This is a genomic window from Agrobacterium larrymoorei (genome assembly GCF_013322225.1).
Taxonomy (GTDB): Bacteria; Pseudomonadota; Alphaproteobacteria; order Rhizobiales; family Rhizobiaceae; genus Agrobacterium; species Agrobacterium larrymoorei_A.
This window is the reverse complement of sequence record NZ_JAAMFB010000017.1, coordinates 101306-114385: the sequence shown is the minus strand read 5'-3', so window position 1 is coordinate 114385 and position 13080 is coordinate 101306. Positions and strand designations below refer to the sequence as shown.

Here is a 13080-nt window from a genome sequence, read left to right as displayed (position 1 = left end):
GGCCAGCTTGCCCGCTGGGCTCGTTACGTTTCGTATTTGGCGCGGGGTTGGTTTTCGTTGCGGCCCGTCGCCTGTAGTGACGACATTACGCGTGAGGTTTTGCGGGGAATTTAAGCCGATAGCTACAATTTTATCGGTCTTTATTTTTAATGCGATCTATCGCGTTTTTGCTGCCTGCGGTGAACGGATCAACTTTTCTGCTTTGCGATCAGATCCGTGGCGAGTGTCGCAAGGTTCTGTCTTCCGCTTTCGGCGTTGCGGATAAGCGCCGGGATGGGCGAGCTTTCGCCTTCCTGTGCGGCCGTCAGCGCGATCATGCGTGCGCCGATCTGGGCGATTTCCTTGCGGATGGCGACATCGTTGCCGGTGCCCTTCACGTTCAGCAGGCGCTCGGTCAGCGCCGTTCCCTGATTTCGAATATCTTCGATTTCGCGGGCGATACGATCCGGCGTCTCGGCAGCCGACCCTAACTGAATGATTGGCGATGCTGCGGCTGTCGGCTCGACGCTGTCGGTGGAGAGGCGGGCTTTCAAGCGTGCGATTTCCTGCGCGCGACGCTCCAGCAGCATTTCGTTATCGGCATTGCGGGCAGCTTCCGTGGTAAGCTGTTCCTCCAGCCGCGCAATCCTGCGGCTTTCGCGGGTCATGTGCGTTGCCGCCTCGCGGTTTTTCGACGCGGCCTCCTCGAGTTCCTTGTTAATGGTCTCGCGTTCCTTGCGCCATGATGCCGTATTGTGCTTGGCCTGCTCCACCTCGATATCGCGTGCAGACAGTGCAATCTTGAGATCGTCCAGTTCCCGGGAAATCGCGCCGATGCGCTTGGTAAGGTTCGAAATTTCCTGCGTGCGGGCGATGGCCGTTTCTTCCGCGTCTTTCAGCTTTGTCGATAACCTTGCTGCCGCATCTTCGTGACGGCGAGCCTTGGCCCGAAGCTCGCCCGCTTCAAGCGTCATATTTTCGACCTGCGTCTTCAACTCACGTGTCTCGGAAAGGAGGCGACTGGCATCGCCTACCGCAGTGTCGTTCCTGAATTTGAGCGATAGCGCCTTTTCCCGCTCTGTGTCCAGCTCCTGGCGCGTGCGGGCGTTTTCGGCAGCGTAGAGCGCGCGGGCCATGTCCTTCTGCGCACGCACTTCCTGCGGACTGATAGGCATCGTCGCGCGCAGCTTCTTCTCGGTATATATGACGATCCGGCGGTGAATTGCGGGCGCGATCAACGAAACCAGCAGAATGGCGCAGAGAAAACCCAGTCCGAAAATAAGGGCGTATTCGATCACGAAGGTCATCTCCACAGGCAAACGCGGCTCAATCAAAAATCGACGCGGGTTATCTTACACCAATCTTGCCTGAAGCCATCATGGCCTTATCGGTAAATCGGCAGCCGTCACGAATCAGAAGGGGTTCCAGGTCGGCTGTGGCGTCAGCTTCAGATAGCCGACATTGATACCGAGGCGCGCTCCGATGCCGGTTCTGATCGGTGCAATGGCCACATCGCTGTTTTTCAGGAAGGTCATGCCGACGCCCGCCACGATGAAGGCCGAGCCACTGACGCCGCCATAACGGCGGTAGAGAGAATTGACGGCTGGGAGGTTATAAACCAGCATCATCGCCCGCGTGCCCTGACCGCCGTAGTCGAGGCCGAGAGATGGGCCTTGCCAGAAAACGGGGTGCTGACCAGCATTCTTGGTGTACAACGTGCCTTCGCCATATGTCAGGCCCGCCACGAACGCGCCCGAACCTTCCTGTCCGAGAATATAGCCGTTCGGCAAACCGTATTGCTGGAACGCGCGCTCCACGACTTTGGCGAGACCGCCCGTTGTTTCGCCAAAAAAGCCGTGACCGGCATCGACGATTTCCTGCATGGAATATTGGTCGCTGCTCTGGGCCGATGCCTGCGTGTGAGACAAAGAAAGGCTCGCGAGGACCACGAAAATCTTTACCAGTCCGAGGCGTGCGATGGTGCGGAGTTCGTTAAGTCGCATCGTCAATTCCGTCCGTCTGTTGGTTACTCTTGTTCTGTTAAGACATTTGGCATTTTGAGACCATGATATTAACAATCGGTTTACCAAATATGGTGTCATTATGGCCTAACAACTTTGATGTAGTCCGCGCAGCACTTGCGCAGGAGAAAAATTTATGACGAGCAAACTGAATCTCACTCTGTCCGGCCCCGATCTGGCGGCGCTTCTGTGCAGCCGCGTGTGCCACGATGTGATTTCGCCCGTTGGCGCCATCAACAACGGCCTGGAGCTTCTGGATGAGGGCGGAGCCGATGCGGATGCACTCGATCTTATCCGCACCTCTGCACTCAACGCTTCGGTTCGTCTGAAGTTTGCGCGACTGGCCTTCGGCGCTTCCGGCTCTGCCGGTGCCTCCATCGACACCGGCGAGGCGGAGAAAGCCGCCAAGGATTTCGCCGCTGCCGAGAAAAAGGTCGAGGTCACGTGGAACGGTCCGCGCGCTATCGTGCCGAAGAACCGTGTCAAGCTTCTGCTCAACCTGTTCCTCGTTGCCTATAGCGCCATTCCACGCGGTGGAAACGCCGATGTGGTCATCGAGAACCCCGAAGGCGATGCGAAGTTCGAGATCACCGTCAAGGGCCGGATGATGCGTATGCCCGCCAAGTTTGCGGCACTCGCGGAAGGAACGGAAGAGGAGGCTGTCGATGCTCATTCCGTTCAGCCTTACTATACGCTGCTGCTGGCCGAAGAGGCAGGCATGAGAATCGAATACAAGGTGCATGAAGACCGGGTCGTGTTTACGGCGACGACGGTTGCGGCGGCTGAGTGAGGCTTGAGGGGGCTGCTTCGGGGCGGTCCGCGACTGCTGCACTGTTCTCTCGTCATTCGGGCTTGAGCTACTGCTGTCCGGCATATAATCTCCGTCTTTCGCCTTGCCGAAAAAACTGAGACCGAAAAGCCAGCCATCTCCGTCATCCTAGGGCTTGTCCCTAGGATCTGCCACGTTGCATCCGCAGAAGCGTGATTAGATCCTAGGGACAAGCCCTAGGATGACGAGGTGGGGTTTGCGCTATCGTTACTTTATGACAAACGATAGCAGTTCGGATCACGTTTCAATCTGAACTGAATGCCGAAAGAAGATGAGGTTGGGTGTGTGCGGACCTCAAAGCACCTTCGCCAAAACTTCGTTCGGATAAGCCTGCTCGTCTATGCGAAACACCGTCTGCCCCACATGGACAAAGCCCTGCCCATTGTAAAAGCTGATCGCAGACGGGTTGTTGCTGTTTACCGTCAACCAGATTGACGAACATGCTCTTGCCCTGCAAACGCCATAAGCCTCCTCAAGCAACCCTTTTCCAAGCCCTTTGCCTTGATGGCGCGGCTGAACATAGAGTTTGGCGATTTCGACCGTTGAGCAACCCTGAACAGGCGCTGGGCTATCGAATGCGATGTGAATGAAGCCATCGATACCGTCTTCGTTCTGCGAAACGATAATGTGATCCGTTTCGCTTCCGACAAGCGCTTCGAACCGGCTTGCGGTGAAATGGGTGAGGGCATAAGTCGCGAAGAAGTCGTTGATGCCTTTGCGGATGTAAGTGCCGAGCCAGACTTCGATGGAGATCGCTGCAAGGCTGGTGGCATCCGATCGTGTTGCAGTTCTGAATCTCATGCGTTTCGATCCTGTAGAAACCATCTGACCAAAAACAAAACCCGCCGATTGCGCGGCGGGTTTGTCATGCGAGTATGCTTCGGGAGGATAGATCAGGCGGTTTCGAGGAACTCGGTCGCTCCATCCGGCTCGCGCAGCACGTAACCGCGGCCCCAGACGGTTTCGATGTAGTTCGCGCCACCGGCAGCATTTGCGAGCTTCTTGCGCAGCTTGCAGATGAAAACGTCGATGATCTTCAGTTCAGGCTCATCCATGCCGCCGTACAGGTGGTTGAGGAACATTTCCTTGGTGAGCGTGGTGCCCTTGCGGAGCGAAAGCAGCTCCAGCATCTGGTATTCCTTGCCGGTCAGGTGAACGCGCTGGCCACCGACTTCGACAGTCTTGGCATCCAGGTTCACGATCAGCTCGCCGGTCGCGATGACCGATTGTGCATGACCCTTGGAGCGGCGGACGATTGCGTGGATACGGGCGACAAGCTCATCCTTGTGGAACGGCTTGGTCATGTAATCGTCTGCGCCGAAGCCCAGACCGCGCACCTTGTCTTCAATTCCCGCCATGCCGGAGAGAATAAGGATCGGTGTCTTGACCTTTGACAGGCGAAGCGTTCTCAGCACCTCATAACCGGACATGTCCGGCAGGTTCAGATCGAGCAGAATGATGTCGTAATCGTACAGCTTTCCAAGGTCTACACCTTCCTCGCCGAGGTCGGTCGTGTAGACGTTGAAACTTTCCGACTTCAACATCAGCTCAATGCTCTGAGCCGTTGCGCTGTCGTCTTCAATGAGTAGAACCCGCATAATTATCCCCTTTGCCGCACGCGATCAGTAAATCAATGCCGAAGCGCGATGCGGATCCAGACGTTGCCTGATTTGCAGGCTGCCACGAAATGGTTAACAAATTCTAATTGCCTTTGGCAAGGTGTGCAGAATTTATTAAATAGTTTAGGCAGTCTACTGTTTTTGCACGTGAATCCACCATCGCCAAACATGAATCAAAACGTGAACAAATCCCGCTAAGTGATTCAATCGACTCTTACATCGTCGCGTCCGCATTTCTTTGGACTTGGCATTTACCGACCCTTAATTGATCTGCCTTATCATTAACGATGCCCGTAAACGAAAGGTTAACGACGTCGATTTTTTATTAACGTCGGGTAACTTTTCAGAATCATTCCGGCACAAACCGGGGTGAAGGGTTTTGTCCTGTTTGACCGGGGTCTCGCTATCCACGGAGTATTGCGTATGAAGTCGCGTGACAGCCTAGTTCGCCTGAAGGAATTTCAGGTCAACGAAAAACGTCGTCAGCTGCAGCAGTTGCAGTCGATGATGTCCGAATTCGAGCGTATGGCCAAGGAATTGGTGCATCAGATCTCTTTGGAGGAAAGTAAGTCTGGGATCACAGATCCCACGCATTTTGCCTATCCTACCTTTGCCAAGGCCGCCCGCCAGCGTGCGGACAATCTTCAGGTTTCCATTCGGGAACTGAAGACACAGCAGGAAGCCGCCGAAGCAGCCCTGGAGGAAGTTCAGGCCGAATTCGACAAAGCCGCAGCCCTTGAAAACCGCGATGTGGCCATCCGCGCCCGCGCTTAAAAAGGCTGCATTGAACGTTAACGTCCTCATTGACGGCCGCCAGTAGATCAGGAGGCTGCCTTCAATGACGCGATGTCCTGTAGTTTTTTAAAACCGTCCGGATTCCGGGCGGTTTTTATGCTTTTGCGTGCTTATTGCGCCCTCCCTGCACTGATTTATAGTGGAGGCAAAGTTGGAGTGAGAAGACGATGGATGACGACGGTCACTCCTTCACCGCACCGAAAATCACGCGGGGATCATGCCTTTGCGGTGCCGTGCACTGGGAGTTCAGGGGTGAGATACCCGATGCGACGATCTGCAACTGTACGGCCTGTCGCCGGTACGGTGTGCTTTGGGCCTATGATCATGACGGTTACGGAATTTCCGTAGAAGACCCCAGCGGCAATCTCGTGCCTTACCTACGTGGAGCGAAAGTGCTGTCCTTTAACTTCTGCAAGGTTTGCGGAAATGTGGTTTCTTGGCGGGCTACAACGACAGGCAAGGACGGCAGGGTTCGGATTGCCGTCAATCTTCGTCTTGCAGAGCCGGAGGACGTGGCGAACATACCCGTCCTCCGGTTCGAGGGGCTCCACAGCTTTGAGGACCTGCCCATGGATGGCAGGACTGTCGGCGATATCTGGTTCTGATCAGCCGGAGATCACATCCGACCACTCGGGATGCCTCAATGTCTGCGCCTTGAAAAATGGGCAGAGCGGCATGATCTTCCAATCGCCTTTTCGGGCTTCTTCGACAGCGTGGGCGGCAAGCGCCTGACCGACGCCCTTGCCGCGAAGCTCATCCGGCACGCCGGTATGGTCGAGGATGATCAGTTTCGGGGAGGCGCGGGAAAAGGTCATCTCGCCGGAGTGGCCTTCGAGCTTCGCCGTATAGAGACCCTTCGATCCCGTCTCGCTGCTGGTAATTTCCATAGCCATTCATCCTGATGTTGCTGTTGGCTGAAGTCTAACGGCTATATCAGGAAATGAAACACCATCGATTGTGAACGGTGCATACGCAGTATGAAGACATGAAAAGATTGACCGGAAACAAATCGGCGTCACTCTATCCCGAGAAATATAGGGAAGGGTGACGCTCGATTGATGCAGCCAAAGCCTTGAAAACAAAGGGCATAAGGCAAATTTAGTGGCGGTACTGCTGAATACGCGTGGTGCGCAGGCCAGCAAGGCCGTGGTCACTGATGGAAGACTGCCAGGACAGAAATTCCTCTACCGTCAGTGTGTAACGTTCACAGGCTTCCTCGAGGCTCAATAGTCCTCCCCGAACTGCGGCGACAACCTCTGCCTTTCGGCGAATGACCCACCGGCGCGTGTCCGCAGGCGGTAAATCAGCGATCGTCAGAGGGCTGCCATCGGGGCCGATGACATATTTAACTCGTGGGCGTATCATTTCGGTCATTGGACACTCTATACAAAACTCAAGACCATATGCTGGGCTACTCTAGGGCCGTACCTTTAAAAATTAGCTAAGCCCTCAGAGAGAATTTATTAATAATTTGAATGATTTCGCCGCTTATCTTCGTGTTTTTGTGGATTCTGGCCGCAAGCTTGAAAAAATTTGTGCTGTTTTCGGGCGAATTTTTTTCGAGTCTAGGGATGCGCCTCTACTGCGTTTTTCTTGCGGAAATAGAGTAGAGGCGACGCTCTTCGGATCAAAGCATCATCAGTGACAGCTCGGTTTTGCCTGCGCCGAACGCCAGTTGGCACGTGCCGGTATGGCTGAGTGTCAGGCGGTCGTTCTCCTGAAGCGCCATGATGAAACTCGCCGTTTGCAGCGTATTTGCCGAGGAGGCCGTACCGTTCAGCGTAAAAGTGCTTGTCGTTCCATTGATGCGGATCGCGACGCCATGGCCGGAGGAGGAAACGACCGAAAGCGACAATAAAAGCATATAGAGGCCCGTCGCCGGCACCCGAAGCTCCTGCATGTTGCCGGAAACGATGTCGCCCAAAGCAAAGCCGCCCTGCTGAGCAGCCAGATAGGTGAAGCCAGAGACGGCGCCGTTTGCGGGCGAGACATTTGCGGATGTTCGACCAGCGCGGACGATCGGACGGGCAGGGGTGGTGACGACACCCTTCCCTGAAATCGCCAGCGCCACCTGCCAGTCCGTGCCATCTGCGCTGGTCTTGATCGAGAAGGCATCATTGCCCGCCAAGCCCATTTCCGCGCGACCGCTCCAGCCGGACTGAAACAGCACGGATGCGGTATCGCTGGCGGCGGCCTTGTTGAGCTTCACCTGATGACTGCCGGATGCGTCATGGGTAAAAAGACTGGCGGGAGCGGCAATCGCGAGCTTGTTGTAGGCATCCGCAGTCGTCCCGACGCCGAGTTGCTGAAATCCTGCATTTTCCGGCAGGGGCGGTATCTGCCACGCGCCGAGATGGAAAACTTTCAGCCTGTTGTCTGCCGCAAACCATGCCCGCCAGCCATGACGCGGTGCGATGTAAAGCCAGGCATCATCCTGCTGAAAAGCGAGCAATCCTGCTTTTCCTGCCCATTCGCCAGAAGCCGCGGCGGCGATCAGGTGGCAGTCACCTTCCTGCGCATCTTCTGGCGGCGTTGCCGTTTCACTTTGCACCACCATCTGCACGGTCGCATCGAGGCGTTGAAGAGCTTCGTTATGCGTCACGTGTTTCTGCGCCTGCGAGGGCATAATATAGGGCAGGGCCAAATGCGTCGTCTGTTCCGTCATAGTTTCAATCTCCGTTGCGCGGGAGATTGTGTGGCCAATGATGCAGACAGGGAAAAATTTCCGAAATTTATTGTGAGCGGATCGCCGATAGGTTCGGCGGGGCACCCCAGGCGATGAAATCGGGATTTGCGAGCATGTCTTCCCGCACCCGGTCGATTTCGTAGCGTAGCGGAAGGCCCGCCATATCCAGAGTGATCCCGCCCGCGGCACGCAGAACGGCATCTCCCGCTGCCGTATCCCACATCATCGTGCGGCTGAAACGGGGATAAACGTCGGCGGCGCCTTCGGCCAACATGCAAAACTTCAGCGATGAGCCAATCGATATGCTGTCGATCAACCCGTTCTCGGCGACGAAGGCTTCTGTCTTCGGAGTGCAGTGGGAGCGGCTGATGACAGCGACCGGCAATGGCGGCTTCGCGCGGCAGCGGATGTGATGCGTGCTGGTCGTCTCATATTCTTTGGAGACGCGAATTTTGCGGGCATTCTTCCCATGTCCTGTCCAGGCAACACCCAATGCCGGGGCGTAGACGACGCCCATCACAGGTGCGCCGCCTTCGATCAATGCGATATTGACGGTGAAATCCTGTTTGCCGGAAATGAATTCCTTCGTGCCATCCAGCGGGTCGACCAGAAAGAAGGCATTGGTCGCATCGGGGACAGAACCTTGGGAAGCGGATTCCTCCGCTATCACGGGTATCGAGGAGAAATTTTTGGCAAGCACCGATAATATGACGTCTTCAGCCCGCTGATCCGCCTCGGTGACCGGCGAACAGTCGTTTTTGTATGTCACATGCGGTCCCGCCGCATGGACCGTCATGATTTCTTTGCCAGCTTCAAGGGCAGCGGCCATCAATATATCGAGCATCTCAAATCCCTGGCCGATGACGTTCAATAGTTCCGGCGCGATCTTCTATATAGGTATGAAGTTGAAAAAAAGCATTGAGACGCTGGTTAAATCTCGAAGGGCCGAACGTCAAATTCAGGGGTTGCCGGACTGTGGATATTGCTTTTTTAGTGGATTTTCTCGGCATATGCTGCCGCTTTTGTGGCCGTCATGACTGTTGAGAGAGCATTGCATGGGGAAATTTCAAATTAAAAGCTGTTTTACAGCTTTTTGACTTCACATTTCCCCTGAACGCGATATGGATTTTGCTTAAGGGGGACGACACGTAATGCAGCCCCCAGAATCAACATAAACGAGGCATGCTCCGGTTGAGATCGTGCCCGGGGGAAAGATATGGAGTATTTTATCCAGCAGCTCATAAACGGGCTGACTCTTGGATCGATCTATGGCCTTATCGCAATTGGCTATACGATGGTTTACGGCATTATCGGCATGATCAACTTCGCCCACGGCGATATTTTCATGCTCGGCGGTTTTGCTGCGCTGATCGTTTTTCTCATCCTGACAACCTTTTTTGCCGGTATTCCAGTTGTGATCCTGCTTCTGGTGATGATGGTCGTTGCCATGCTGATGACCGGCCTGTGGAACTGGGCCATCGAGCGCGTGGCATATCGTCCGCTGCGTGGTTCGTTTCGTCTTGCGCCGCTGATCACGGCAATCGGCATGTCGATTGCGCTTTCGAACTTCATTCAGGTCACACAGGGTCCGCGTAACAAGCCGATCCCCTCGCTGGTAACGGATTCCTACCACTTCGGCGCGATCACTGTTTCGTTGAAGCAGTTGATCATCATGGTCGTGACCTCGGTTCTGCTGTTTGCCTTCTGGTATATCGTCAACAAGACGCCGCTCGGTCGTGCGCAGCGCGCAACTGAACAGGACCGCAAGATGGCGGCTCTACTGGGTGTGGACGTAGACCGCACGATTTCGATCACCTTCATCATGGGCGCGGCGCTGGCCGCTGTCGCAGGTACGCTCTACCTGATGTATTATGGTGTGGCGTCGTTCCATGACGGCTTTGTGCCGGGGGTGAAGGCATTCACCGCTGCGGTTCTTGGCGGTATCGGCTCGCTTCCTGGCGCTGTTCTTGGCGGTCTGCTGATCGGCCTTATCGAGAGCCTTTGGTCCGCATATTTCTCCATCGCCTACAAGGACGTTGCCGCCTTCGGCATCCTCGCCTTCGTGCTGATTTTCAAGCCAGCTGGTATTCTGGGTCGCCCGGAAGTCGAGAAGGTGTAAAAACATGGCAAATATCGCTTCCGAACACGACACTTCCGGCCCTAGCCTGATGGCGACGGCTGTGAAGGAAGGTATCTTTGCGGGCCTCGTCTCGCTTGGCATGTTCATTCTTTACGTTGGCGTCGTCACCTATCAGGACATCAACAACCAGTTGATCTGGGGTACGCGCTGGGGCTATCTGGCCATCTTTGTTGGCATCGCAGCCATTGGCCGTTTCCTGATGGTCGGCTTCGTGCGTCCGCATCTGGACCGCCGCAAGCTCGCCAAAGCCAAAAGCGGTGTGCTGGAAATTTCTGAAAAGAAGGGTTTTTTCCACAAGCATTTTCTCAAGATCGCTCTGGTTTTCCTGCTGGTTTATCCGGCAATCGCAGTGGGTCTCTTCGGTTTTCAGGGCTCACTGAAGCTGGTGGACAACTTCGGCATCCAGATCCTCATCTATGTGATGCTTGCGTGGGGCCTGAACATCGTGGTCGGTCTTGCTGGTCTGCTCGACCTCGGCTACGTCGCCTTCTACGCGGTGGGCGCTTATTCCTACGCGCTGCTTTCCAGCTACTACGGCCTGTCCTTCTGGGTTCTGCTGCCGCTGGCCGGCATCCTTGCCGCCTTCTGGGGCATCATCCTCGGCTTCCCGGTGCTTCGTCTGCGCGGTGACTATCTTGCCATCGTCACACTCGCCTTCGGTGAAATCATCCGACTTGTGCTGTTGAACTGGACGGAAGTCACCAAGGGAACATTCGGTATCTCAGGCATCGCCAAGGCATCCGTGTTCGGCATCTGGTCTTTCGATGTGGGTGCGCCGAACAACTTCGCCAAGGCCTTCGGTCTGTCGATGTCGTCCTCCTATTACAAGATCTTTCTGTTCTACGTGATCCTGCTGCTTTGTATGCTGACTGCCTATGTCACCGTCAAGCTGCGCCGTATGCCGATCGGTCGCGCGTGGGAAGCTCTTCGTGAAGATGAGATCGCCTGCCGTTCGCTCGGCATCGATACCGTCAAGACCAAGCTGACGGCCTTTGCAACCGGCGCGATGTTCGGTGGCTTCGCAGGCTCCTTCTTTGCGGCTCGTCAGGGCTTCGTGTCTCCGGAAAGCTTCGTGTTCTTGGAATCCGCCGTCATTCTCGCCATCGTCGTTCTCGGCGGCATGGGCTCGCTCACAGGCATTGCCGTTGCCGCCGTGGTGATGGTTGGTGGCACCGAACTGCTGCGCGAAATGGAATTCCTCAAGCGTGTCTTCGGACCGGACTTTACGCCGGAGCTCTACCGCATGCTGCTGTTCGGTCTTGCGATGGTCATCGTCATGCTGTTCAAGCCGCGCGGCTTTGTCGGCTCACGTGAACCCACCGCTTTCCTTAAAGAACGCAAGGCCGTTTCTGGCAGCTTCACCAAGGAAGGTCACGGCTGATGGCTTCCGGAAATAATGCAATGGCAAATGATACGATCCTGAGAGTCGAGCATCTTTCCATGAGGTTCGGTGGCTTGATGGCCATCAACGACTTCTCCTTCGAAGCCAGACGCGGGGAAATCACCGCGCTGATCGGCCCGAATGGCGCTGGAAAGACGACTGTATTCAACTGCATCACCGGTTTCTACAAGCCGACGATGGGCATGATCACGATGCGCCGGAAGAATGGCGACGAGCACCTGCTCGAGCGCCTGCCGGACTTCGAAATCACCAAGAAAGCCAAGGTCGCACGTACCTTCCAGAACATTCGCCTGTTTTCGGGTCTTACCGTTCTGGAAAACCTTCTGGTCGCCCAGCACAATACGCTGATGAAGGCGTCCGGCTATACGATCCTCGGTCTGCTGGGCCTACCCGCTTACAAGAACGCGGCGGGTGCTGCCATCGAGAAGGCGAGATACTGGCTCGAAAAGGCCGATCTCATCGACCGAGCCGACGATCCTGCCGGAGATCTGCCCTACGGTGCGCAGCGCCGTCTGGAAATCGCTCGCGCCATGTGCACTGGACCGGAGCTTCTGTGCCTCGACGAACCGGCGGCTGGCCTCAACCCGAAGGAATCGCTTGCGCTGAACGCGCTGCTTCGCGGTATTCGCGATGAAGGCACGTCGCTGCTCCTCATCGAGCATGACATGTCTGTGGTTATGGAAATTTCCGACCACGTCGTGGTGCTGGAATACGGCCAGAAGATTTCCGACGGCACGCCGGAGCATGTGAAGAACGATCCAAAGGTCATCGCCGCCTATCTGGGTGTCGAGGATGATGAAGTGGAAGAAGTGATTGCGGAAGAACTCGATGGGGGAGCGGTCTGATGTCTGAACCCCTTCTCAAAGTGCAGGGTGTCGAAACCTATTACGGCAACATTCGCGCTCTCGCAGGCGTCGATGTCGAGGTGAACAAGGGCGAAATCGTCAGCCTCATCGGTGCTAACGGCGCTGGCAAATCGACGCTGATGATGACGATCTGCGGCAGCCCGCAAGCGCGGGCTGGTCAGGTGATCTTCGATGGTGAAGATATTACCCGCATTCCAACTCACCTCATCGCACGCAAACGCATTGCGCAGTCACCGGAAGGCCGACGGATTTTCCCGCGCATGACGGTTCTGGAAAATCTCCAGATGGGCGCTAATCTCGACAACCTGAAATACTTCAAGGAAGACGTCGAGAAGATCTTCGTGATGTTCCCACGGTTGAAGGAACGCCAGAGCCAGCGCGGCGGTACGCTTTCGGGCGGCGAGCAGCAGATGCTGTCCATTGGCCGCGCGCTGATGGCGCGACCCAAGCTGCTGCTTCTGGATGAGCCTTCGCTCGGTCTTGCGCCCTTGATCGTCAAAGGCATCTTCGAGGCCATCAAGAAGCTCAATCAGGAGGAGGGGCTGACTGTCTTCCTCGTGGAGCAGAACGCTTTTGCTGCATTGAAACTTTCCGACCGCGCCTATGTCATGGTCAACGGCAAGGTGACGATGAGCGGGTCCGGCAAAGAGCTTCTTGCCAACCCGGAAGTGCGCGCTGCTTATCTCGAAGGTGGCCGCCACTGATGCTGCAAAACGGCGCGCCGGCTCATCTTCGTCGGCGTT

Annotated in this window: 15 protein-coding genes; 7 read left to right on the top strand and 8 right to left on the bottom strand. The window is 55.8% G+C overall.

Annotated features, from left to right (window positions below):
* Positions 1-188: 188 nt before the first annotated feature.
* Positions 189-1286 carry a hypothetical protein gene (locus G6L28_RS11030; protein WP_202033588.1) on the bottom strand — a complete coding sequence of 366 codons (1098 nt, stop codon included), beginning with the start codon at positions 1284-1286 and terminating at the stop codon, positions 189-191.
* Between the two features lie 105 nt (positions 1287-1391).
* Entirely contained in the window at positions 1392-1988 is a 597-nt protein-coding gene (locus G6L28_RS11025) for a DUF1134 domain-containing protein (protein WP_234902534.1), read from the bottom strand.
* Positions 1989-2136: 148 nt separating this feature from the next.
* On the opposite strand from G6L28_RS11025, the gene chpT reads away from it, so the two are divergent.
* Positions 2137-2790, top strand: coding sequence for a histidine phosphotransferase ChpT (chpT, locus tag G6L28_RS11020; protein WP_174063820.1), 654 nt, complete (start codon positions 2137-2139; stop codon positions 2788-2790).
* A 333-nt stretch (positions 2791-3123) separates the two neighbouring features.
* Here chpT and G6L28_RS11015 read toward each other — a convergent pair whose 3' ends face one another.
* Both G6L28_RS11015 and ctrA read right to left on the bottom strand, forming a co-directional pair.
* Positions 3124-3630, bottom strand: a complete 507-nt coding sequence (locus tag G6L28_RS11015; RefSeq protein ID WP_174063819.1) for a GNAT family N-acetyltransferase — start codon at positions 3628-3630, stop codon at positions 3124-3126.
* 92 nt (positions 3631-3722) lie between these two features.
* On the bottom strand, positions 3723-4427 hold the full coding sequence (gene ctrA, locus G6L28_RS11010; protein ID WP_003522926.1) for a response regulator transcription factor CtrA: 705 nt from the start codon (positions 4425-4427) through the stop codon (positions 3723-3725).
* Between the two features lie 444 nt (positions 4428-4871).
* Between ctrA and G6L28_RS11005 the strand changes: the two genes are divergently transcribed.
* Complete coding sequence (locus G6L28_RS11005; RefSeq protein ID WP_174063818.1) at positions 4872-5222, top strand: flagellar export protein FliJ; 351 nt, start codon at positions 4872-4874, stop codon at positions 5220-5222.
* Positions 5223-5410: 188 nt separating this feature from the next.
* A complete protein-coding gene (locus G6L28_RS11000; protein ID WP_174063817.1) occupies positions 5411-5848 on the top strand; it encodes a GFA family protein in 438 nt (145 codons plus the stop codon).
* Here the strand turns inward: G6L28_RS11000 and G6L28_RS10995 are convergent, their stop codons facing one another.
* From G6L28_RS10995 to cysQ, 4 genes are all read right to left on the bottom strand, one after another.
* On the bottom strand, positions 5849-6130 hold the full coding sequence (locus G6L28_RS10995; RefSeq protein WP_174063816.1) for a GNAT family N-acetyltransferase: 282 nt from the start codon (positions 6128-6130) through the stop codon (positions 5849-5851).
* A 211-nt stretch (positions 6131-6341) separates the two neighbouring features.
* Complete coding sequence (locus G6L28_RS10990) at positions 6342-6617, bottom strand: DUF1153 domain-containing protein (RefSeq protein WP_027675777.1); 276 nt, start codon at positions 6615-6617, stop codon at positions 6342-6344.
* 253 nt (positions 6618-6870) lie between these two features.
* Positions 6871-7908: a DUF2793 domain-containing protein gene (locus tag G6L28_RS10985; protein ID WP_174063815.1), complete on the bottom strand. Its 1038-nt coding sequence runs from the start codon at positions 7906-7908 to the stop codon at positions 6871-6873.
* Positions 7909-7975: 67 nt separating this feature from the next.
* A complete protein-coding gene (cysQ, locus tag G6L28_RS10980; protein ID WP_174063814.1) occupies positions 7976-8773 on the bottom strand; it encodes a 3'(2'),5'-bisphosphate nucleotidase CysQ in 798 nt (265 codons plus the stop codon).
* Positions 8774-9145: 372 nt separating this feature from the next.
* Here cysQ and G6L28_RS10975 point away from each other — a divergent pair, with 372 nt between their 5' ends.
* Genes G6L28_RS10975 through G6L28_RS10960 form a run of 4 tightly spaced genes read left to right on the top strand, consistent with a single transcriptional unit; the run spans position 9146 to position 13041 of the window.
* On the top strand, positions 9146-10048 hold the full coding sequence (locus tag G6L28_RS10975; RefSeq protein ID WP_174063813.1) for a branched-chain amino acid ABC transporter permease: 903 nt from the start codon (positions 9146-9148) through the stop codon (positions 10046-10048).
* Between the two features lie 49 nt (positions 10049-10097).
* Positions 10098-11450, top strand: a complete 1353-nt coding sequence (gene livM / locus G6L28_RS10970; RefSeq protein ID WP_425292670.1) for a high-affinity branched-chain amino acid ABC transporter permease LivM — start codon at positions 10098-10100, stop codon at positions 11448-11450.
* The gene (locus G6L28_RS10965) at positions 11450-12316 is read left to right on the top strand and encodes an ABC transporter ATP-binding protein (protein ID WP_174063811.1); all 867 of its coding nucleotides are present in this window, start codon (positions 11450-11452) and stop codon (positions 12314-12316) included. The genes livM and G6L28_RS10965 overlap by 1 nt, the downstream gene beginning before the upstream one ends.
* Complete coding sequence (locus G6L28_RS10960; RefSeq protein ID WP_425292669.1) at positions 12316-13041, top strand: ABC transporter ATP-binding protein; 726 nt, start codon at positions 12316-12318, stop codon at positions 13039-13041. Before G6L28_RS10965 ends, G6L28_RS10960 begins: the two co-directional genes overlap by 1 nt.
* Positions 13042-13080: the final 39 nt, after the last annotated feature.